This window comes from Curtobacterium sp. MCBD17_008, from assembly GCF_003234475.1.
Classification (GTDB): domain Bacteria; phylum Actinomycetota; class Actinomycetes; order Actinomycetales; family Microbacteriaceae; genus Curtobacterium.
The window spans coordinates 38,624-59,805 of record NZ_QKTK01000019.1; the positions used below are offsets into that span (position 1 = coordinate 38,624).

Consider the following 21,182-nt stretch of genomic DNA (forward strand, 5'->3'; position numbering starts at 1 on the left):
TGTCTGACCGGGAGTGGTGCGACGAGGCCCCTCAGCAGCTCGAGAGCACCCGCTCCATCGCGTCACGCTCGGCCGGCACGACCCAGAGCCGGTACTCCGCCTTCACCGCGATCTGGTGCTCGACGTACTCGCAGCGGAACCCCTTCGCCGCGGGCAGCCACGTCGCGGCGTCGGACGAGCGCTTCTGCGAGTTCGAATGCCCGTCGACGGCGAACAGGTTCTCCGGGTCGTTCGCCAGCGCCTCGCGTTCGTCCTGCGTGAGCCGCTGTGCACCGGTCCGCCACGCGTTCTCGAGCGCGACGACGTGGTCGATCTGCACGAGGGTCGAGGTCGTGTTGCCGCGCACGAACGCGACCTCGCCGCCGGTGTACGGGGAGACGAGCTTCCCGGACATGACCTTGCACGGCCCCTGCCGGACGATGTCGGTCAGGTCGCGGGCCAGGACGTCGTTCCGGGTGTCGCAACCGTTGTGGTCGACGTCGAGCCAGGCGGTGCCGAAGTCCGCCTCGCGGTCGTAGCCCGTCGCGGGTGCCTTCCCCTTCACCGCGAGCGTGGCGAGGGTCGCACGGGCGGCAGCGGCGGCCTCGGTGCTCCCCGCGTCACCGCTGGCCGGACTGGAGGGTCGGCTCGCTTCCGCCGGATCGGCAGTCGGTGTCGAGGTGGTCGATCCGGTTGTGGGTCGCGTCGTCGTCGCGATGGTCGGTTCGGTGCCGGTGCCGGTGCCGGTACCGGTGCTCGTCGGCTCGCCGGTGGTGGCGTCGGTGCCGCTGGCGAGGACTCCCGACGAGAGGAGCGCCCAGACGCCGAGGGCGACGGCGAGGGTGATGATCGAGGTCTGGACGGTGGTGCGGGTGCGGCGTCGGCGGGACGTCATGTGCAGTGGTGCTCCTGGTGGTGCTCGGCGGACTCGTCGATCCTGGCGGAAGACCCCGACACCTCCCGGCTCGCCGCTCCGCACACCTGGGTCCGGTCGTCGACCGCGGGCGTAGCAAGGGAGCATGACCGACTACGCACAACCGTCCGTACCCGTCACCGGAGGGTCGATGCCGCTCCTCGGCTTCGGCACCTGGCAGATCGAGGAGCCCGACGCTCCCGCCGCGGTCGCCGCAGCGCTCCAGGCCGGCTACCGCCACATCGACACCGCGACCGGCTACCGCAACCAGCGCGGTGTCGGGAAGGCGATCGCCGACTCCGGCCTCGCTCGCGAGGACCTGTTCATCACCACGAAGCTCCCGCCGGACAACGCGGACCGCGTGCGGGAGACGATCGAGGAGAGCCTCGACCAGCTCGGCCTCGACCACCTCGACCTGTGGCTCGTGCACTGGCCGCCGAACGGGGAGGCCCGTCCGGACGTCTGGCAGCAGCTCGTCGAGGCGCAGCAGGCCGGCCTGACGAAGGCGATCGGCGTGAGCAACTACTCGCTCGACCAGATCGACGAGCTCATCGACGCGACCGGCGCGACCCCGGCCGTGAACCAGATCCGCTGGAGCCCGGTCGAGTTCGACCGTGCCGTGGCTGACGGCTTGCGCGACCGGGGTGTCGTCCTCGAGGGCTACAGCCCCTTCAAGGCGAGCAACCTGCAGGACCCGACGCTGGTCGAGATCGCCCAGGCGCACGACGCCGACGCCGCGCAGGTCATCGTCGCGTGGCACGTCGCGCACCAGTTCGTCGTCATCCCGAAGTCGTCGAACCCGGACCGCATCCGGTCGAACGCTGCCGGGGCGACGCTCGAGCTGAGTGCGGACGAGATCGCGCGGATCGACGGCCTCGGCAACTGACCGACCGCAGTACCGTCACCGGCCTGGTGGGACCCGCTCCCACCAGGCCGGTTCTCTGTCTGCCGCAGAGCCGGTGTCCGCGCCTTCGGACCCGACGTGCTCGGAGTCGAGGTCGTCGGCAGGTGCATCGACGACCGGGAAGTCCAGTCTCCGCGCGACGGCCGCAAGCTTCTTGTCGAGGGTCGCGATCGCGGAGCTCGCCCGCATCGCGACGGCCAGGACGGCCGCGTCCGGACCGCGTAACCCGTGCTCAGCGGTCAGGTGGGTCATCGTGCGCACCGCTTCGCCGTCGACGCCGATGAGGTGGACGCCCAACTCGGTCACGGCGGTGAGGCGGTCCTGGTACACGCCCTGCCGGGCGGGCCGGACCAGGACCTCCGCGAGGGTCATCGTGGACGTCGCGAATTCATCCCATTCGTGGGAGTCGAGGATGTCCACCGCAAGGACATGACTGGCGTCTTTCCGGCTCAGCCAGGCGATCAAGATGTTGGCGTCGATCGTCAGCACTCGCCGGTCGTCCGCAGTCGCTCGAGGTAGCCCGGTGGGTAGTCTCCGGCGCCGTTGCCGGCGAAGAGACGGACGCGTCCTCCGTTCGCGAGGAGGATCTCGGTTGCGCCGGCGCTGCGGCGGCGGATACGTCCCGGGCCGGTGGTGGTGGCGAGGCGGTCTGCGGGCCAACGGTCGAGGTCGTCACCGACGCTGATGGCCTCTGTGGAAGGGCTTTCGAGCAGCATGCCGTGACGGTAGCCATGCAGCACCGCCGTCGCCAAGAAGTACGAATGTCGTATTCCGGCCGCCTGTCACGCCAACAGCGACCGGATGTCCTCCGCGCTCAACCCCTCGGCGAACAGCGCGTCGTCGTCGATCATCGTCGCGAACAGCTGCGCTTTCCGCTGCGCGAGCGCGAGCACCTTCTCCTCGATGGTGTCCTCCGCGATGAGCCGTGCGACCGTGACCGACCGGGTCTGTCCGATCCGGTGCGTCCGGTCGACGGCCTGGTTCTCGGCGGCCGGGTTCCACCACGGGTCGAGCACGAACACGGTGTCCGCTTCGGTCAGGGTGAGCCCGAAGCCGCCGGCCTTGAGCGAGATGAGGAACGCCGGGGCGGTGCCGTCCCGGAAGCGGTCGATGACGGCTCCTCGGCGCCGGGTGGAACCGTCGAGGTACTCGTACGCGACTCCGCGGTCGTCGAGGGCGGTCGCCACGATCTTGAGGAACGACGTGAACTGGCTGAACACGAGCGCCCGCCGCCCCTCTGCCGCGAGCTGTTCGAGCTCGTCGAGCAGCAGGTCGAGCTTGGCGCTCGGCACGTCGTCGTGGTCGTCGGACACGAGCGCGGGGGAGAGCGCGAGCATCCGGAGCAGGGTGAGGGACCGGAAGACGATCATGCGGTTGCGGTCGAGGTCGTCGACCAGGTCGAGCACCTTGAGCCGCTCCCGGTTCAGCGTCGTCTCGTACAGGTCGCGGTGCGCCGGGTCGAGGGTGACGCGGACGACCTGTTCGACCTTCTCGGGCAGGTCCGCGGCGACGCTCTCCTTCGTCCGGCGGAGCATGAGCGGGCGGATCCGTCGTCGGAGCCGGTCGGTGAGCTCCTTCCGGGCGGCGCCGCGGAGCTCGGGTGAGGCGAGGGGCTTCACGTAGTCCTCGCCGAACCGCGTCCACGACGACAGCAGCCCGGGCGCGACGATCGAGAACAGGGCCCAGAGGTCGGACAGCCCGTTCTCGAGCGGCGTCCCCGTCACGGCGATCTTGACCGGAGCGCGGAGCTCGGCGGCGACCCGGTGCGTCTGCGACTGCGGGTTCTTCACGAACTGCGCCTCGTCGAGCAGCAGCGCCGACCAGTGCAGGTCGAGGTACGCGGCCGCGTCGAGCCGCAGCAGGGCGTACGAGGTCACGATGACGTCCGACGCGGCGGCCGCGCGTGCGACCCGGGCGGGGTCCTTCAGCGAGGTGGAGGCGATCGTCGTGACCCGCAACGACGGCACGAACTTCGCCGCCTCGTCCGCCCAGTTGCCGACGACGGACGTGGGCGCGACGACGAGGAACGGGGGAGCCTCCGGTGCGGCTGCCCGACGCCCGGCGATCATCGCGAGTGCCTGCAACGTCTTGCCGAGGCCCATGTCGTCGGCGAGCACCCCGCCGACCCCGTGCTCGACGAGGAACGACAACCACGCGTACCCGTCACGCTGGTAGGGCCGGAGCTCGGCGTGGACGGTCTCGGGGACCGCGAGGTCGGCGGGCGCGGTCGCGTCGAGCAGGCGCCCGGCGATCTCCTGCCACCGCTCGTCGTGCTCGGTCTCGTCGGCGAGCTGGTCGAACTCCGCCCACAGCGCGGCCCGGTACGGCGTGACGCTGAGCGGCTGGTCGGGCTCCCACTCCTCGAGCTCGCGGGCCTCCTCGATGACCTCCTTGAGCCGGTCGAAGGCCGGATCCGCGAGCGACAGGTACGAGTTGTCGACCAGCTTGAGCCGCCGGTCCCGTTTCGCGAGCGCCCGGAGCAGCGGCGTGAACGGGATCTCCTTGCCGTTGACACTGACGATGATCCCGAGGTCGAACCAGTCGTGCTTGTCCGACGGCATCGTCGTGACGCGGATGTGCGGTCGGCCGCTCAACCGCTCGTAGTCGACCCGCTCGCCCTGCACGACGACGCGGACGCCGCGGGCTGGCAGCGCGGGCAGCAGCTCGGTGGCGAGCACGGCGACGTCGGCGCCGTCGATCGTCCCGTCCTCGAACCAGCCGAGTCCGCCACCGGGACCGGGTAGGCGCTCGGGGGCATCGGTCTGCTCGGCGTGGTCGGCGTCCGGGACGGGAGGCCCGGACCGCTCCGCCGTGTCGTCGGACGTCGCCGAAGTGGCCGGGTCCGACTCGTCCGCAGCAGCCGACGTGGCCGGAGCGTCGTCGGCGGCGAGCACGCTGTCGAGGTCGGGCAGCGGTCCGTGCAGCGACACCGGGTCCTTCCGCCCGTCGACGCTCCACCGCCACTGCAGGTGGGCACGGTCGTCCGTCCGGGGAGCCCGGGCCGGCTCGAACGTCACCGTGAGCACGAGCTCCGGCGGGGTCCGTTCGGGCAGCTCGAGCGAGCCGTCCGAGCTGACGAGTCCGAGCGAGCCGCGGAGGCGCGGTGACCAGTCCGCCAGGAACTCGTCGACCTCGTCCGCGGGCACGGTGATCCGGGCAGCCTCGACGAGCATCCGCCGCTGGTCCTCGGCGACGGGCGACGGTGTCGGCGCGAGGGTGACGTGGAACTCCGGCGACTCCCGGAAGGCGTACACGCCGTGGTCCCCGACGACACGAGCGGCACCCTCGGCGACTGGTCGCCCGTCGATCACGGCGCTCGCGCCGATCACGAGCCCGTCGGCGGTGCGGACTGCGTCGAGCAGCACGCGGCCGTCCGTGCCGAGCTCGACCCCGCCCTCGCGCTTGCCGGTCACGAACGCGATGCCGAGGGGCCCGGCCTGCCGCAGCAACGGCCAGAGGAGCGGACTGCGGAAGTCGTCGAGGTGGATCCAGTCGCTCTCTCCGGGCAGACCGGCGAGCTGTCCGGCGCGGTGCAGCGCCGCGAACTGCATGAACCAGGCGTGCTGCTCGGGCTCGAGGCCGAGGCGGTTCATCGAGTAGGGGAGCGCACCCCAGGTCAGTTGTCCGCGCACCCAGTTGGCCGCCGCGCTCCGGCTCACCGGACGGACGCCGAGCCGCACCGCCCGCGAGGCGACCGGCAGGGTGCGGCCGGCCGCGCGGGCGCGGCCGGCGAGCCTGGCCGGGACCGCGTCGCGGAGTTCGAACTGGAGGCCCATCCCACCTGCCGCGCGAACGGTGCCGGACCCGACCGGGTCGTCGTCGTCGTCGCCGGCGAGGCGGGCGAGGTCGCGCCTCCAGTCCGGGGTCGGCGGGGTGGGCGCCTGTGTCCTCGGGCCGGCCTGCGCGGCGAGGGCCCGGGCGTTGATGGTGAGGAGCGCGGCGGCGACGTGCTTGCACTCGCCGCCGAGCGGGCACGTGCAGTGGCTGCGGACGGGGCGGACGAACTCGCCGCGGGCGATCGTCGTGTCGACCTGCACGTCGTAGGGGTCGTCGGCGCTGCCACTGACGGTCGCGGTGATCGAACCGTCCTCGTCGTGCCAGGTGGCGTCCTCGACGAGACCGGCGCGGACGACGTCGCGGGCCCGCCCGAACGTCTGCGGCCCCACGAATCGGATGACGTCGACGGCGTCGATCATCGGAGCAGCTGGCACAGGGACATCGTGCCAGGCCCCGCCGACGCTCTGCCCCGTTCTGGGGACCTCACGGAGCCGCCGGAAACGAGAAGATGAATCATCATGCTGCAGTCACTCGTTTACATGAGCTCGGCCACCGAGCACTTCGACGGTCCCGCACTCGACGCCGTCCTGGAGCGCTCGCGTGTCCGGAACACCGAGGACGGGTTGACCGGCCTCCTCGTCCACCGCGAGGGTCGGTTCATGCAGCTCCTCGAGGGGCCGCACGACGCGGTGATCTCGACGTACGGCCGGATCGTCGGTGACCCGCGTCACGACGAGGTCCGTCTGCTGGTGGAGGAGACCATCCACACCCGCCGGTTCCCCGAGTGGTCGATGGCCTTCAGCCGGGACACGGACGTCGAACCGCCCGAGGGCTTCAGCGACTTCCTCACCGGCGACACCAGCGCGGACGCGAGCAAGGCGCGCGAGCTGCTCCGGTGGTTCCGCAACCACCCGATGGCGGCGCCGACGGCCTCGCTCGGGAAGCACCGGCGCGACTGACGTCAGCGCTGCTTCGCCAGCTCGCTGTGCTTCCGCGAGTAGCCGAAGTACACGCCGAGCCCGATCGCGAACCAGATCCCGAACCGCACCCACGTCTCCCACTGCAGGAACGAGACGAGCCACAGCGACGCCAGGACGCCGATCGCCGGGACGACGGGCATGAACGGCAGGCGGAACTGCCGGTCGAGGTCCGGCTGCCGGTAGCGGAGCACGATGACCGCGGTGCAGACGACCACGAACGCGAGCAGGATGCCGATGTTCGTCAGCTCGGCCACCACGCCGATGGGCAGCACGCCCGCCAGGACCGCCGACGCGATGCCGAGGATCCAGGTCACCCGGGTCGGGACGTGCCGCTTCGGGTCCGTCTTGGCGAACCACTTCGGCATGAGGCCGTCGCGGCTCATCGAGAACCAGACGCGCGAGGCACCGAGCATGAAGGTGACGAGGACCGTGACGATGCCGACGATCGCACCGATCGCGATGACGTTCGCGATCCCGCCGAGGCCGACCGACGCGAACGCCGACGAGAAGCCGGACGCGGGGTCGATGTCCTTGTAGTCCTGCATCCCGGTCAGGACGAGGGTCGCCAGGACGTACAGGACCATCGAGATCCCGAGGGAGAGCAGGATCGCCTTCGGCATGTGCTTCCGGGCGTCGGTGGACTCCTCGGCCGCGGTGGACATCGCGTCGTAGCCGAACACGGCGAAGAACACGGTCGCCGCACCGGTCATGACGCCGCCGAAGCCGAACGGGAAGTACGGCGAGTAGTTCGCGCTGTCGATGTGGAAGACACCGAGCACCACGATGAGGACGACGAGGGCGACCTTGATGCCGACCGCGACGAACTCGAACCGGGCGGCGCTCCGGATGCCGCGGGTCAGGACGAACGCGGTGAGCAGGCAGAGCAGGATCGCGAAGACGTCGACGACGTGTCCGTCCCCGGTGCCCGGGGCGCCGAGCATCCACGCCGGCAGGTCGATGCCGAACTGGCCGACCAGGAAGCCCACGTAGCCGGAGATGCCGATCGCGACCACCGCCACGATCGCGGTGTACTCGAGCAGCAGGTCCCAGCCGATGAACCACCCGACGATCTCGCCGAGCACCGCGTAGCCGTACGTGTAGGCGCTGCCGGCCTTCGGGATGAGGCCGGCGAACTCGGCGTACGACAACGCGGCCGCAGCGCTGGCGACCCCGGCGACCAGGAAGCTGATGAGGACGGCGGGTCCGGCGACGCCGTTCGCGACCGTCCCCGCCAGCGTGAAGATGCCCGCGCCGATGATCCCGCCGATGCCGATCGCGGTGAGCTGCCACAGACCGAGGTGGCGTTTCAGGCCGCCCTCGGCTCCGGCGTCGTCGTCGATCGTGTCGATCGGCTTCCGGCGGAACAGGGTGGAGGATCGCGGCGTCGGTGCCATGCCGCCATCCTGCACCCGCCGCGGCGGATCGGCACGTCCCTCGTGCCCGCGGACCGGACCTCCGCTGCCGACGCTGGCCGGGCCTCCCGTCAGCGCCGCGCGTACGGCCACCAGAACGGCGGCGGCAGCGCGCCGCCGGTCAGGATGACGAGCCCCTGGTAGGCGAGCATGCCCACGCCGAGCATCCCGAGGACGGCTGCGGCCCATGCCCACCGCCGAGCCGCGCGTCGGCGCCGACCGATCCGGATCGCCCGCCACGCCGACAGCAGACCGAGTCCGCCGAACAGGAAACCGATCGCGAGGTGCCGTCCCACGCCCTCCGCCGGCAGGATGAGCCCCTGCAGGAAGGCGAACCCGCAGAGCAGCACGGCCGCGGTGGCGGGAGCGGCAGGGGGTTCGTGGTCGCGGGCACGGGCCATGCCCCGACCGTAGCGGCAACGGGCGTCCCGTCGACGAGGCACGATGGTCCCATGCGTTCCTCCGCCCGCGTGCTCCTGCGCCCCGTCCTCGTGCTCGCGGCCGCCCTGCGGTCGGTCCGCACGCGCCGCCGCCGATGACGTCGGGAGACCCGGACGGCGGGGTCCGGCACGACGGCGCAGCCCAGGACGGTGCGGTCCAGGACAGCCGGGAGGCCCGGTCCGGTGGACGCCGCGGTCGTCGCGTCGCGGACGTGGTCGCCTCCGTCGTCCTGCTGGTGGTCGGGGCGCTCGCCGCGCTGACCGCCGGGTGGGGGATCATGCTGCTCGCGATCGGGTTCGGTTCGTGCGACGCACCGGGCAACCGCTGCGACGAGGGGCTCGGCGGGACGGTCGTGACGCTCGGGCCGGTGCTCGTCGCGCTGGTGTTCCTGGTGGCGGCCGTCGTCTGCGTGCTCCGGCTCGTCCGACGCCGGACGGCGTGGCCGGTCGCGCTGCTCGGCCTCGGGCTGGTCGTGGTGGTGTTCCTGGTGGCGCGGCTCGTCGTGGGCGGCACGGTGACGATCGGCATCTGAACCGGCTCTCCTGCACAGGGCCGCCGGACGTCGTGGTCGTCCACAGATGGGCCATCGGAGGGGCCCGTCGGCGGGTCGGACGGCGACGCTGAGGGCATGCCAGACACCGACGTGCTCGACCGACTCGAGCGAACCGCAGTCCGAACCGACGCCGACGTGGTCGACCTCGTCGTCGCCCTCCTCGACGCGCCCGTCCGGCGACAGTGCTGGGTGCTGTTCCTGGGGGAACGGGGCCTCCCCGTGCACCTGGTGATGCCGGTCGCCGACCTGCCCTACGAACCCGACGACCGGGTGCCGGACTTCGGCGCACTCGTCGAGGACGTGGTCGCGCAGGTCGGCGCCGCACAGGTGGTCCTCGCGTGGGAACGACCGGGGGCGAGCGGGCTGTTCCCCGTCGACTGGGCGTGGGTCGACGCGATGGCCTGCACCCTCGACGAGCACGGCGTCCGGCTGCGCGGGCAGGTCGTCGTGCACGAGGACGGGGCGTCGATGATCGAGCTCGACGACGACGAACCCGTCGACTCGGCCGCCTGACCTAGCCCTGGGGTGCGACGTCCGGCACGGTCTCGCCGGTCAGACCCTCGACCACGCGCTTCGCGGTCGGCCAGTACTTGGCGTAGTGGTCGGGGTCGGCGTTCACCTGCACCGCGTGCGCCATCTGCGTCGGCGTCATGGTCTTCCACCCGGGCACCTTGACGAGCTTCGCGTAGAACATCGACGCCGCCGTGTACGGGTCCATCCGCTGCTCGTACGTGCCCCACGCGCCGTTGTCGCGCTGCTGGAACAGTCCGCGGCTGTCCGGTCCGGCGGCGTCGCCGTGGTCGATGTTCACGAGCCCGGACTCGCCGATCGCGGTCATCACGCCGACGGCCTGCGTGTGCGGTCCGATGCCGAGGGCGCGAGCGGCGCGGATGACCTCGGCGGCGTTCACCAGACGGTCCTGGCAGAACCCGCCGATCGGACCGGCCGGCACCACGACGCCGCCGACGGTCTTCGCCGGTGCTGCCGGGCAGGTGAGCGCCCGGGGCGTCGCCGAGGACGACGCCATCCCGGTCAGTGAGTTCACCGCGACGACGATCAGGACGATGACCCCGATGACGGCGGCGACGACACCGACGCCGAAGACCGACGCGAGTGCGATGCCGGCACGGCGCATGGGGTCGTTCCTCCGTCGGGGTGGGCGGGACGAGCGGCCGGGGAGCCGCTCACCACAGAGAGGCTAAGCGCTCCCGCTGGACGTGGGGCGTGCCGACATGCCCCCGGTTCGCGGCACTACCGTGGACAGCGGAGGGAACGATGGACACAGCGATGCAGGACCGGGCGCTCGGCGCCGTGCTGGCGAGTGCGTGCGGGGACGCGCTCGGAGCCCCGTACGAGTTCGGCCCGCCTCTGACCGCGGACCAGCCCGTCGAGATGCGCGGTGGTGGACCGTTCGGCTGGGAGCCGGGGGAGTGGACCGACGACACGAGCATGGCGATCCCCGTCCTCGAGGCGGTCGCCAACGGTGCGCGCTGGAACGAGGCGAGGACCCACGGACGCCTCCTCGCGGCCTGGTCGGACTGGGCGCAGGACGCTCCCGACGTCGGCGCCCAGACCCGTGCCGTCCTCGGCCGGATGACCGCGAACACCGAGGAGGCCGCGAAGGCCGCCGCCCGCGCCGTGCACGAGCAACGCGGTCGGTCGGCGGGGAACGGTTCACTCATGCGGACGACGCCGCTCGTGCTCGGGTTCCTCGGCGACGGGGCCAAGCGCCCCCTCGCCGTCGCCGCCCGTCGGGTGAGCGACCTGACGCACCACGAGGAGGACGCCGGTGACGCCTGCGTGCTCTGGACGGTGGCGATCCGGCACGCGGTCCGTCGTGGCCGGCTCGACGTCCGTCGCGGTGTGCCGCTGCTGCCGCGGGAGCGCCGGACCCTGTGGCTCGACCGGATCGCCGAGGCCGAGGCCTCCACGCCCGCGGACCACACTGAGCGCAACGGGTGGGTCGTCGCGTCGCTGCAGGCCGCGGTGGCGGCGATCACCTCCGGTGACGGCGTGGTCGACACCCTCGAACGTGCCGTCCGCGGTGGCGGGGACACCGACACCGTCGCGGCGATCACCGGCGGACTGGCCGGGGCGCTCGCCGGGGCGTCGGCGCTGCCCGAGCAGTGGACGGTCGTCGTGCACGGGTGGCCGGGCAAGCGCCTCGACTGGGTCCGGTCCCTCGCCGTCCGGGCGATCGACCGGACCCCCGGGCCGCTCGGCCTCCCCGCCCGCCGGAGCTGACCCCGGTACCGCGCGCGTCCCCGCTCGACGGGCCACCCTGGCCGTCGGGCGGGGACGCGCCTCGCCGCTCGGTCAGTGGTGGTCGTCGCGCGGGTCGCGCTGCACCGCGGTCGGCTCGGTCACGAGCCCCGTCGGCGCCTTGTCCGCGACCTTCCGCCCGTGGGTGAACCACGTCACGAGCCAGAGCACGACGCCGAGCGCGAGCAGTGCGCCGGCGATCTGGTACTGCTCCGCAGCACGACCGGACGAGAACGGCAGCACGAGCCACAGGCAGGCCACGACACCGATCACCGGGAGGACGACCCCCGCCCGGAAGTGCTTGTGCCCGACCCGGTCCCGCCGCAGCACGAGCACCGAGGTGTTCACGACCGCGAAGACGGCGAGCAGCAGCAGCGAGGTCGTCCCGCCCAGGATCACGACGATCGGCGACTCCGGGTCGAGCGAGACCCATCCGATGAGCAGCAGCGAGATGACGGTCGTGAAGACGATCGCGGTCGACGGGGTCCGGCGGGTGGGGGAGACCCGGCCGAGGAAGCGCGGCAGCACGCCCTGCTTGCTCATGCCGTACAGCAGCCGGGACGCCATCATCATGTTGATGAGCGCGGTGTTCGCGACGGCGAACATCGAGATGAACGGCAGGATCGACCCGATCGGGAAGTCCGGGGCCGCGGTCTGCACGACGGTCACCAGCGGCGTCTCGTTGCCGGCCAGCTCGCCGATCGGCACGACGGCCACGGCGCAGATCGACACGAGGACGTAGATGACGGCCGTGATGCCGAGCCCGGTCAGCATCACGCGGGGGAAGATCCGCGACGGGTCCTTCGTCTCCTCGGCCATGTTCACCGAGTCCTCGAACCCGACCATCGCGAAGAACGCCAGCGAGGTCGCCGTCGAGACGCTGAGCAGCAGGCTCTTGTCCTCCGGCGTCTCGAACACCACGACCCGCGAGAAGTCCGCGTTGCCGCCGGCGATGGCGTAGAAGCCCACGAGGATGACGAGCACGAGGCCCGAGAGCTCGACGAGCGTGAGCACGACGTTCGTCTTCACGGACTCGCTGACACCGCGGAAGTTCACCGCCATGACGGCGAGCATGAAGGCCATCGCGATGAGCATCACCACGACGTTCGGCAGCTCGAGCCCGAACCCGACGCCGAGGTTCGCCGCGAAGGCCCGGGACGCCGTCGACGCCGACGTGATCCCGGAGCACATCACGATGAAGGTGACGATGAACGTCACGAAGTGGATGCCGAACGCCTTGTGCACGTACAGCGCGGCACCGGCGGTCTGCGGGTACTTCGTGACGAGTTCCAGGTACGAGAACACCGTGAGCAACGCCACCGAGAAGGCGATGAGGAACGGGAGCCACGCGGCCCCGCCGACCTCTGCGGCCACCTGCCCGGTGAGCGCGTACACGCCGGTGCCGAGGATGTCGCCGACGATGAACAGCAGGAGGAGTTTCGGACCGATGACGCGGCGGAGCTCGGTCTGATGCCCCGCGTCGTGTTCGGCCTTCGTGGTGGTCGCCATGCCCCACCCTGTTCCTGCTGACCGCTTCCTGTCCAGTCCCACAGGCGAATCGGCGCGTCGGGCACGTGCAGCCGCCCCTCGGTACGCTCCCTGCATGGACGAGGAGTCGACGACCACCGAGGAACCCATCGAGTTCGCGGACTTCAACGCGAAGCTGCTCGTGCTCGACGTGCTCTGCTACGACCTGGACGTCATCGAGCCCTACGACGGGGACGACGACGAGGAGACGGTGGTGGACGAGGACGACGTTCCGGGACAGGACGACCGGGCGCGTGCGTACTACGACGACCTCGACCTGCTGCCGTCGCAGCTCGACCTGGTCACCGAGCTGACGGTCGACTCGGACCTCGAGGTCCTGCAGGACGTGCACCCCGGGTGGGACGGCTCCGACGACCGTTACGACCCGCAGAACTGGGACGACGTCATCGACCTGCCGGCCCTGCGCATCGTGTACGCCGCCGCTCCGCTGCCGGCGCACGTGTCCGAGGCGCTCGCCGCCAAGGGTGTGGACGTGCGCTCGGCGTAGTCCCTCAGCGGAGCTCGGCGAGCTGCGCGGTGAACCGGGCTGCGCCGCCCTGGGCGGGGTGCCGCACCGCGATCGCGTCGATGCCCGCGGCGGCCAGCGCACCCTGGGCCTTCCGCCCGACGGCCACGAAGCGCCGCGCTCCGACGGCCTCGGCCAAGGCCAGTGCGACCGGAGCACCGTCCCGCACCTCGGACGGACGCGGTGTGCGGTTCGTCAGCCGGTCCGGTGCGACGAACGGGTGGTGCGGGAACACCGCCCAGAGCACCGGCAGGGGGCCGTGCCACCCGCGCAGGGCTGCGTGCACCACACGGGACGACGCCTCCCACGGTGCGGTCGGGTCCTCGGGCACCGCGAACGGGACGTCGGCGAAGAGCCCGTCCGGGTCCTGCAGTTCGCGCATGCTCGTGAAGGGCACACCGGTGTTCGTCATGCCGCGCCACCCGGGTGCCTCGGCGACCAGGATCGTGTCGGCCGCCGGGCCGAACCGCCGGAGGTAGCGGTCGAGGTTCGCCCGACGCAGCGCTCCGGCCCCGCCTGCACCGGCACCAGCGCCGACGCGGTCACCCCCGCCCACGGCAGTCCCGCCCACGGCAGCCCCGGTGCCGTCGTCGAACAACCGCTCGGCGTCCGCCGCTGCCGGGACCGCGTCGAGCGCCGCCCAGAACGCGGCCAGGTCGATCGGTGCAGGCTCGGGCGTCACGTCGTCCTCAGCGCCCGAGCACCCGCAGGTACACGCGCTCCAGGCCGACCGCCGATCGGTCCCAGCTCAGCCGCTCGGCGTGCTCACGACCCGCGGAGGACAGCGCGACGGCGTACTCCGGCTCGGTCAGGACGCGCTGGATCTCCGCGGCCCACACCGCCGGGTCGCGGGACTCGAGCACGACCCCGGTCTCGCCGTCGAGCACCGCTTCGCGCAGCCCCCCGGCAGCGGCCGCCACGACCGGGACACCAGACGCCGAACCCTCCAGCGCCACGAGCCCGTACGTCTCCGAGTGCGACGGGACGAGCACGGCCGCTGCCCCGCGGAACAGGAAGGCGAGGTCGGCGCGCGACTGCGGCCCGATGAAGGTGACCCGGTCGGCGATGCCCCGCGACTCGGCGAGCCGACGCAGTTCGGCCACGTGGTCGCCGGCCTCGCTCGACGCGTCCCCGGCGATGACGAGGGTGGGACGGGCCTCCCGGTCGATCCCGGCGATGGCCTCGATCGCCAGGTCCAGGCCCTTGAGCGGTTGCACGCGTGCAGCGGCGACCACGTACGGCGCGGTCGCCCGGCGGGCACCGACGCCGGCCGGACGGAAGACCGACCCGTCCACGCCCGGCGGGACGATCCACACGCGCGACGCATCACCGCCGAGCCGTGTGCGGACGGTCTCGGCCTCGGCCTCGCTCACGACGACGACGGCGTCGGACTCCCGGGCCAGGCGCTGCTCGCCGGCCATCCGGCCGGCGGACTCGGGGCGCTCGCCCTCGGACAGCGGCGTCTCCGCGTCGGCGGCGATCGAGTGGAAGGACTGGACGTGCGGGACGCCGCGGTCACGGGCGACGGGGAGCGCTGCGGCACCGGAGAACCAGTGGTGCGAGTGGAGCACGTCGAACGGTCCGAGTGCGGCGAGCCCGTGTCGGAACGGTTCGATGAAGGCGTCGTGTTCGCCCTTCGGCACGGGCTGGGCGGGCCCGGCGGACAGGAACCGGAGGCACACGCCGGGGACGAGCGCGACCGAGTCCGGCTGCGTCGGCGACGAGCGTCGCGTGATGATGTCCACCTGGTGGCCGCGGTCGGCCAGGGCCTCGGCCTGGTGCCGGACGACGACGTTCATGCCGCCGACCTCGCCGGAACCGGGTTCGTCGCCGGGGGAGGTGTGCAGCGAGACGAGCCCGATGCGCAGCGGTTCGGTCGTCGTGCTCACCGGGCCAGCCTAGCGAGCGGGACGCTGCGCCTCCCGCGCCGGTGCGACGAGGGCCGGCAGCCGTCCGGCGGTGTCGCGCGGGTCGGACGGGAAGGAGTCATCGCCTCCGAGCACCTGCACCCGTCGGTCGCCGTGCCGCTCCCAGAACGCCGCCGTCCAGGCGCAGAGGACGCCGTCCAGCAGGTCCTCCCGGTGCTTGTGCGTCGGTCCGTGCAGCACCGACGGCTCCGCCAGCGCCCGGGTACGCGGATCGCCGTCGAGGTCGAGCGGCGGATCGAGCGGCCTCGTGCGGACGCGCCGGACCAGTTCGTCGAACGCTTCGGCGCGGCGCTGACGGGCGACCGCCGGGGGCACCGACGGGTCGAGCCGCTTGTACCGGGGGCGTTCGTCGTCGTAGCCGAACTCCTCGACGCCGACGAGGGTCGTGTACGGGTAGCACTCGAAGACCGCCGGGCCGCTGCGGTCGCGCATGCTCGCGGTGTCGCTGACGTAGGTGATGCCGAGCGCGGTGAGCCGGTCGAGCAGGCGTGTGCCCGCGCTCGCGGCCGAGGCGAGGCTCGTCGGGTTCGCGGCGACCCTCCACCGGCCGTAGCGCTGGCCGACCTGCCGTTCCACCTGGCGCATGCCCGTCGGGTTCGTGACGACGAGGGAGGCGTCCACGGCGACGAGCGTGCGGGGGCCGAGCCGGTCGGCGATCCATGCGGTGACCGCGTCGACCCCGCGGGCACAGCCGGCGTCGACCACCCGTCCCGCGTCGTCGAGGGCGGCGAGGCCGGTCTCGTTCGGCGCCCGACGCTCGGTCCCGAGGCCCCACGCCAAGTCGACCCCGAGGTACGCGTTCACGGTGCCATCCTGCCCGTGCGGACGCGCGGCACGCACTCCGCGGGTGCGGGGGAGTAGGTTCCGCAGCATGGCGACACCGGCGACGACGTTGACCGTACCCGGACCCGAGGGCGACCGGGAGGTCCGGATCTCCAGCCCGGCACGCGTGCTGTGGCCGGACCTCGGCATCACGAAACTCGACCTGGCGCAGTACCTCGTCGACGTGGGGGAGCCCTTCGTCCGGGCGAACGGCGACCGACCGATCTCGCTGCAGCGCTTCCCCGACGGTGTCGACGGCGAGCAGTTCTTCTCGAAGAACCCGCCGAAGGGTGCGCCCGACTACGTCCGCGCGGTGACGGTCACCTACCCGAGCGCCCGGAGCCACCCGCAGCTGGTGGTCGACGAGCCGGCCGTCGCGGTCTGGGCGGCGCAGATGAACACCGTCGTCTTCCACCCGTGGGCATCCCGTGCCGAGGACAGCGACCACCCGGACCAGCTCCGGATCGACCTGGACCCGCAACCGGGCACGGACTTCTCCGACGCGGTGCCCGCGGCCCACGAGCTGCGGAAGGTCCTGGCCGACGTCGGGCTCGAAGCGTGGGTGAAGACGAGCGGCAACCGCGGCCTGCACGTCTTCGCGCCGATCGAGCCGGCGTACGAGTTCCTCGACGTCCGGCACGCCGTGATCGCGGCAGCCCGGGAACTCGAGCGGCGGATGCCCGAGCAGGTGACGACCGCGTGGTGGAAGGAGGAGCGCGGGCAACGCGTCTTCGTCGACTTCAACCAGGCGAACCGCGACCGGACGATGGCCGGCGCCTACAGCCCCCGTGCGCTCCCGCACGCTGCCGTGTCGACCCCGCTCGCGTGGGAGGAGCTCGACACCGCGGACCCGACCGTCTTCACGATCCGCACCGTCCCCGGTCGGCTCGCTGCCACCGGCGATCCGTGGGAGACGATGTCCGCCGCGCCGCGGAGCATCGATCCACTACTGGAGTGGTGGGCTCGCGACCTGGAGCGTGGTGAGGGGGAGCTGCCGTTCCCGCCGGACTTCCCGAAGATGCCCGGCGAGCCGCCGCGCGTCCAGCCGTCCCGGGCGAAGAAGGGCTGACGGGACCGCTGAGGCGCCCCCTGGGACGGCGCCCCCTGGGACGGCGCCCGCTCGGACGGGGCCTCAGACGAGCGAGGAGGCGTCCTCGGAGCGGAGTCCGTCGTCCTCGACGCGCGAGGTCTGCAGCGGCAGACCGACCGTGGCGGTGTGCAGGCGGGTGAGGCGCGACCACGTGCGGCGGTTGCCCTGCGTCACGCCGTCCAGGACGATCATGCGCCGAGTCCGATCGTGACGAAGGCGAGCGCGGCGGCGGTCACACCGGCGATGCCGCTGATGATCGCGCTGGTCTGGAGCGCACGCAGATGACGTGCTTCGCGGACCTCGCTGAAGGGGCTGCGCTGCGCCCGGCGAATGAGGATCTCGTTGCTCATGTCCACTCCGATCCGTGGTGTCGAGACGGTGTCCGACCACCGTTTCCCTGGTGCCTCAGATGTTTCCACAGTTTCACTAGTTCGACTAACTACTGATCACTGCGGAGCGCGGATTGGACATCCGGTCTGTCAGACCAGGGTCGGATCAGGACAGGACGTCGCTGAGGTCGTACGCCGTCGGGATCTCGAGCTGGTCGAACCCGCACGAGCGCGCCTCGCGGTCCGGACGCCACCGCGCGAACTGCACGGTGTGCCGGAACCGGTCACCCTCCATCTGGTCGTACCGGACCTCCAGGACGCGCTCCGGTGCCAGCCGGACGAACGACGTGTCGCGACCGGACGAGAACCGTGAGCGCTCCCCGTCACCGGTGACGGGCCTCCCGTCCGCGTCCCGCTCGACGAGCGGTTCCAACTCGTCGACGAGTTCCCGGCGCCGCTTGTCCGTGAAGGCGGAGACCCCACCGACCATCCGCAGCTCGCCCTCGCCGTCGTACAGCCCGAGCAGCAGCGACCCGACACCGGTCCCGCTCTTGTGGACCCGGTACCCGACGGCGACGACGTCCGCCTCGCGGTGGTGCTTCACCTTGAGCATCGTGCGCTTGTTCGGCTCGTACGGCTTCGACCGCGGCTTCGCCACGACCCCGTCGAGACCGGCACCCTCGAACGTCGTGAGCCACTCGCGGGCGACCTCGACGTCGAGCGTGGTGCGGGTGACGAAGAGCGGGGCTGCGAGGTCGGCCCCGAGTTCCTCGAGCGCGCCACGGCGCTCGTCGAACGGCCGGCCGGTCAGGTCCTCGCCGTCGAGGTGCAGCAGGTCGAAGGCGACGAACTGCGCCGGCGTCTCGACCGAGAGCTTCGCGATCCGCGAGGCCGCGGGGTGGATCCGCTGCGACAGGGCTTCCCAGTCGAGCCGCTCGTTGCCCGGCACCCCGGAGCGGACGACGACCTCACCATCGAGGACGACGGGGTGCTCCCGGCCGCCGAACCGGGCGCGGAACGCCTCGACGAGCTCCGGGAAGTACCGGGTCAGCGGCTTGGCGCCGCGGCTGCCGATCTCGACGTCGTCGCCGTCGATCGTCACGATGCCCCGGAAGCCGTCCCACTTCGGCTCGTACCGCAGGCCGCCCGCGATGCTGTCGGGGTCCGGCACGGTGGCGACGGCCTTGGCGAGCATGGGCGCGATGGTCTCCATGCGGCCTGTCTACCCGCCCGCTGCGGGACCGGCCTGGAGGCCCGTCACGGCCCGGTCCGCCGGCACCGCCTGGTTAGGGTGTTCGTGTGTCGATCCCGCCGCCCGTCAGCACCGCGCAGGCCGAGGCGCTCGCCGCCGGTGCCCTCCCGCCCGTCGAGGAGGTCCGGCCCGGCATCTGGACCATCGCCGTCCCCTTCCGGGGCGGTGTGCCCGACGCCACGCTCGCGTACGTCATCGAGGGGAGCGACGGGGCGCTCGCGGTCATCGACCCCGGGTGGTCCGACGGCGGCTCCCTCGACGTGCTGTCCGACGGGTTCCGGACCGTCGGCCGCCGGCTCGAGGACGTCACCCTCGTCGCCGTCACCCACCTGCACGCCGACCACCTCGGTGCCGCGGCCGCACTGCGGCGACGCTCCGGTGCCCCGGTCGCGATGCACGCCGCGGAGGTGCGCGCGCTCGAGCACGAGCGGGCCGACGCGGAGCAGAACGACCGCGACGTGCGGACCTGGGGCGTGCCGGCCGCGCTGCTCGACGGGGTCCTGGCCGCGTGGGGGACCGGCCGCCGCATCGGGCAGGGGACGGCGGAGGCACCGTTCGCCGACCTGCTGCTCGCGGACGGGGACGTGTTGCCGATCCCGGGGCGGACGATCAGCACACTGTGGACGCCGGGACACACGGGCGGCCACGTCTGCTTCGTCGACGAGCCGGACGGGCTCCTGTTCACCGGGGACCACGTCCTGCCGCGGATCAACCCCGGCGTCGGACTCGGCGGCCGGACCGGGACGAACCCGCTGCGTGACGCGCTCGACTCGCTGGCGAGGCTCGACGGCCACGGGCACCTCGAGGTCTGCCCCGGGCACGAGTACCGGTTCCGCGACGTCGTGTCCCGAGCCCGTGTCCTCATCGACCACCGGAACGAGCGGACCCGGCACGTCGCGGACGCGCTCGATGCACTCGACCGGCCGACGCTCTTCGAGGTCGCGTCCCGCGTGCCGTTCAGCGGTGGGATCGAGTCGATGTCGGGCTTCCTGCTCGCGAGTGCCCTCAGCCAGACCGCGTTCCACGCCGACCTGCTCGGTCGCGCCGAGGAGATCCGCGGCGCTTGACGAGCGGCGCGCCGTCACGCCAGCGGGCGGGCGGGAACGGAACGGCCCCGCCGATCCGTGGAGGGATCGACGGGGCCGTGGGAGGAGCCTCCCGTCCGGGTCAGCGACGGGCGCGACGGCGGACGGTACGCAGGCCCACCAGTGCCGCACCGGCGGCGAGCATGGCGAGCGCCCAGGGCAGGGCGTCGGTGCTGTCGGTGCCGGTGTAGGCGAGTCGGCCGTGCGCGGCGGTGCGGACCGGGACGGTGCCGATCGGCGCGGCTGCCGGCTGGGTCAGCACCGGGGGAGCCGACACCGGGGGCGTGGCGACCGGGGGCGTGGTGCCCTCGGCCGGCGCAGCAGTCACGTCGAGGGCGAAGGTCGTCGGAGCCGCACCCTGGGACACGGTGATGTGGTGGGTGGACACCTCGGTCGGCCGGATGCCCACGTCGCCGAACTCCGAGTCGCTCACGATCTCGTCGGAAGCGACGTCCGAGGTCACCGTGGTCGCCGGGAACGGACCGTCCTCGTCGAACTCGACGTAGTTGCCGAAGCGGTCGACCGGGGTCCCCCCGACCAGCAGCGTGCGACCCTGCTCGATGGTCGGCCGGCCCCCGGGGACGAGGGTGCCGTAGACCTCGCCGCCGAACTCCGGGTCACTCTGGAACTCGAAGGTCTGGACCTTGCCGTTCGGCTCGATCAACCAGGCCTTGGTGTCCTCGGTCGGCTCGTTCTCGACGGCCTCCTCGTCGGCGGCGAAGACCTCGACACCGGCCGGCGCTGCCGCGACGACGTCGATCTCGACCCACTGCGACGCCGAGCCGAAGGCGTTCGTCGCGGTGACCTTGAAGGTCGAGGGATAGGCATCCCGCGGAGCACCGAGGAGGTGTCCGTCGACGAAGCGGGTGTGGTCCGGCAGCTGCTCATCCGGCGTGATCTCGTCTTCGTCAGCCCACTCCGCGTCCTCGGCGGAGAACCAGTCGAGCTCGTAGGTCGGCGCGGGCGAGCCGGCAGCGGTGAGGTCGAGGTCGATGCGCTCGCCCGCGACCGTCGTGATCACGAGCGGGTCGTCCTCCGAGCTCTCGGTGGCGAATGCGGGGTCCGCGCCGACCGTGGCGCTGGCCGCGGAGACCGACTCCGTCGACCCGTCCCGCAGGGTGTTCAGCACGGTGACGCTGACGACCTTGCCCAGGTCGGCTTCCTGGATCGTGTAGGTCGGCCCGTCGTCGTCCGTCTCGACACCGTCGACCGCCCACGTGAAGGAGAACGAGGAGGGCTTCGTGAAGCCCTTCGGCTCGGCGGTCAGCTTCGCGCCGACCTTCGCGTCACCGGCGAGCACCACCTTGGCGGCGGCTGCAACTGCCGGCGCTTCCTCCGCTGGGTCGACGGCTGCGGGTCCCTTGGCCGGCGCGGTCGCAGCGGGGGTGGGGGTCGTCGGGGC

At 72.2% G+C, this 21,182-nt stretch carries 21 protein-coding genes and 2 pseudogenes; 8 read left to right on the forward strand and 15 right to left on the reverse strand.

Annotated features, from left to right (window positions below):
* Window positions 1-31: 31 nt before the first annotated feature.
* Window positions 32-874 carry an HNH endonuclease family protein gene (locus tag DEI95_RS14825; protein WP_111060720.1) on the reverse strand — a complete coding sequence of 281 codons (843 nt, stop codon included), beginning with the start codon at window positions 872-874 and terminating at the stop codon, window positions 32-34.
* A 124-nt stretch (window positions 875-998) separates the two neighbouring features.
* Between DEI95_RS14825 and DEI95_RS14830 the strand changes: the two genes are divergently transcribed.
* Complete coding sequence (locus DEI95_RS14830; protein ID WP_220036662.1) at window positions 999-1,778, forward strand: aldo/keto reductase; 780 nt, start codon at window positions 999-1,001, stop codon at window positions 1,776-1,778.
* Window positions 1,779-1,793: 15 nt separating this feature from the next.
* Here the strand turns inward: DEI95_RS14830 and DEI95_RS14835 are convergent, their stop codons facing one another.
* The 3 genes from DEI95_RS14835 to DEI95_RS14840 form a co-directional block, all read right to left on the reverse strand.
* Window positions 1,794-2,285 (reverse strand): PIN domain-containing protein, encoded by a 492-nt coding sequence (locus tag DEI95_RS14835; protein WP_181436379.1) that lies wholly within the window; start codon window positions 2,283-2,285, stop codon window positions 1,794-1,796.
* Window positions 2,279-2,512, reverse strand: a complete 234-nt coding sequence (locus DEI95_RS16760) for a hypothetical protein (RefSeq protein ID WP_181436381.1) — start codon at window positions 2,510-2,512, stop codon at window positions 2,279-2,281. The genes DEI95_RS14835 and DEI95_RS16760 overlap by 7 nt, the downstream gene beginning before the upstream one ends.
* 66 nt (window positions 2,513-2,578) lie before the next feature.
* Window positions 2,579-6,007: a DEAD/DEAH box helicase gene (locus DEI95_RS14840; RefSeq protein ID WP_146243691.1), complete on the reverse strand. Its 3,429-nt coding sequence runs from the start codon at window positions 6,005-6,007 to the stop codon at window positions 2,579-2,581.
* Between the two features lie 84 nt (window positions 6,008-6,091).
* Here DEI95_RS14840 and DEI95_RS14845 point away from each other — a divergent pair, with 84 nt between their 5' ends.
* Window positions 6,092-6,532, forward strand: a complete 441-nt coding sequence (locus DEI95_RS14845; RefSeq protein WP_111060724.1) for a BLUF domain-containing protein — start codon at window positions 6,092-6,094, stop codon at window positions 6,530-6,532.
* A 2-nt stretch (window positions 6,533-6,534) separates the two neighbouring features.
* On the opposite strand, the gene DEI95_RS14850 is transcribed toward DEI95_RS14845, so the two are convergent.
* Window positions 6,535-7,947 carry an amino acid permease gene (locus DEI95_RS14850; RefSeq protein ID WP_110901747.1) on the reverse strand — a complete coding sequence of 471 codons (1,413 nt, stop codon included), beginning with the start codon at window positions 7,945-7,947 and terminating at the stop codon, window positions 6,535-6,537.
* Between the two features lie 89 nt (window positions 7,948-8,036).
* The gene (locus DEI95_RS14855; protein WP_111060725.1) at window positions 8,037-8,366 is read right to left on the reverse strand and encodes a hypothetical protein; all 330 of its coding nucleotides are present in this window, start codon (window positions 8,364-8,366) and stop codon (window positions 8,037-8,039) included.
* A 77-nt stretch (window positions 8,367-8,443) separates the two neighbouring features.
* Between DEI95_RS14855 and DEI95_RS14860 the strand changes: the two are divergent.
* Together DEI95_RS14860 and DEI95_RS14865 are read left to right on the forward strand one after the other, a co-directional pair.
* Window positions 8,444-8,938, forward strand: a pseudogene (locus tag DEI95_RS14860) (DUF6264 family protein); the annotation flags it as partial.
* Between the two features lie 96 nt (window positions 8,939-9,034).
* Complete coding sequence (locus tag DEI95_RS14865; protein ID WP_110891448.1) at window positions 9,035-9,472, forward strand: hypothetical protein; 438 nt, start codon at window positions 9,035-9,037, stop codon at window positions 9,470-9,472.
* Between the two features lies 1 nt (window position 9,473).
* Here the strand turns inward: DEI95_RS14865 and DEI95_RS14870 are convergent, their stop codons facing one another.
* Window positions 9,474-10,094 (reverse strand): hypothetical protein, encoded by a 621-nt coding sequence (locus DEI95_RS14870; protein WP_110826084.1) that lies wholly within the window; start codon window positions 10,092-10,094, stop codon window positions 9,474-9,476.
* 140 nt (window positions 10,095-10,234) lie between these two features.
* Between DEI95_RS14870 and DEI95_RS14875 the strand changes: the two genes are divergently transcribed.
* Entirely contained in the window at window positions 10,235-11,203 is a 969-nt protein-coding gene (locus DEI95_RS14875) for an ADP-ribosylglycohydrolase family protein (RefSeq protein WP_111060727.1), read from the forward strand.
* Between the two features lie 72 nt (window positions 11,204-11,275).
* On the opposite strand, the gene DEI95_RS14880 is transcribed toward DEI95_RS14875, so the two are convergent.
* Complete coding sequence (locus DEI95_RS14880; protein WP_111060728.1) at window positions 11,276-12,730, reverse strand: APC family permease; 1,455 nt, start codon at window positions 12,728-12,730, stop codon at window positions 11,276-11,278.
* A gap of 94 nt (window positions 12,731-12,824) precedes the next feature.
* Between DEI95_RS14880 and DEI95_RS14885 the strand changes: the two genes are divergently transcribed.
* Complete coding sequence (locus DEI95_RS14885) at window positions 12,825-13,256, forward strand: DUF6892 domain-containing protein (RefSeq protein ID WP_110901743.1); 432 nt, start codon at window positions 12,825-12,827, stop codon at window positions 13,254-13,256.
* Between the two features lie 4 nt (window positions 13,257-13,260).
* On the opposite strand, the gene DEI95_RS14890 is transcribed toward DEI95_RS14885, so the two are convergent.
* The 3 genes from DEI95_RS14890 to DEI95_RS14900 are packed head-to-tail and all read right to left on the reverse strand — an operon-like array spanning window position 13,261 to window position 16,006.
* A complete protein-coding gene (locus tag DEI95_RS14890) occupies window positions 13,261-13,956 on the reverse strand; it encodes a uracil-DNA glycosylase (protein ID WP_181436383.1) in 696 nt (231 codons plus the stop codon).
* A gap of 7 nt (window positions 13,957-13,963) precedes the next feature.
* Window positions 13,964-15,163, reverse strand: coding sequence for a glycosyltransferase (locus DEI95_RS14895; protein WP_111060729.1), 1,200 nt, complete (start codon window positions 15,161-15,163; stop codon window positions 13,964-13,966).
* Window positions 15,164-15,172: 9 nt separating this feature from the next.
* The gene (locus tag DEI95_RS14900; protein WP_181436385.1) at window positions 15,173-16,006 is read right to left on the reverse strand and encodes a DUF429 domain-containing protein; all 834 of its coding nucleotides are present in this window, start codon (window positions 16,004-16,006) and stop codon (window positions 15,173-15,175) included.
* A gap of 67 nt (window positions 16,007-16,073) precedes the next feature.
* On the opposite strand from DEI95_RS14900, the gene ligD reads away from it, so the two are divergent.
* Window positions 16,074-17,093: a non-homologous end-joining DNA ligase gene (gene ligD, locus DEI95_RS14905; RefSeq protein WP_110826079.1), complete on the forward strand. Its 1,020-nt coding sequence runs from the start codon at window positions 16,074-16,076 to the stop codon at window positions 17,091-17,093.
* 63 nt (window positions 17,094-17,156) lie between these two features.
* Here the strand turns inward: ligD and DEI95_RS16765 are convergent, their stop codons facing one another.
* The 3 genes from DEI95_RS16765 to DEI95_RS14910 form a co-directional block, all read right to left on the reverse strand.
* The gene (locus DEI95_RS16765) at window positions 17,157-17,306 is read right to left on the reverse strand and encodes a hypothetical protein (protein ID WP_181419600.1); all 150 of its coding nucleotides are present in this window, start codon (window positions 17,304-17,306) and stop codon (window positions 17,157-17,159) included.
* A complete protein-coding gene (locus DEI95_RS16770) occupies window positions 17,303-17,464 on the reverse strand; it encodes a hypothetical protein (RefSeq protein WP_181419599.1) in 162 nt (53 codons plus the stop codon). The genes DEI95_RS16765 and DEI95_RS16770 overlap by 4 nt, the downstream gene beginning before the upstream one ends.
* 145 nt (window positions 17,465-17,609) lie before the next feature.
* On the reverse strand, window positions 17,610-18,656 hold the full coding sequence (locus tag DEI95_RS14910) for an ATP-dependent DNA ligase (protein WP_111060730.1): 1,047 nt from the start codon (window positions 18,654-18,656) through the stop codon (window positions 17,610-17,612).
* An 86-nt stretch (window positions 18,657-18,742) separates the two neighbouring features.
* Here DEI95_RS14910 and DEI95_RS14915 point away from each other — a divergent pair, with 86 nt between their 5' ends.
* Window positions 18,743-19,762, forward strand: a complete 1,020-nt coding sequence (locus DEI95_RS14915) for an MBL fold metallo-hydrolase (RefSeq protein ID WP_111060731.1) — start codon at window positions 18,743-18,745, stop codon at window positions 19,760-19,762.
* A gap of 100 nt (window positions 19,763-19,862) precedes the next feature.
* On the opposite strand, the pseudogene DEI95_RS16775 reads toward DEI95_RS14915, so the two are convergent.
* A pseudogene (locus tag DEI95_RS16775) lies at window positions 19,863-21,182 on the reverse strand (hypothetical protein); the annotation flags it as partial.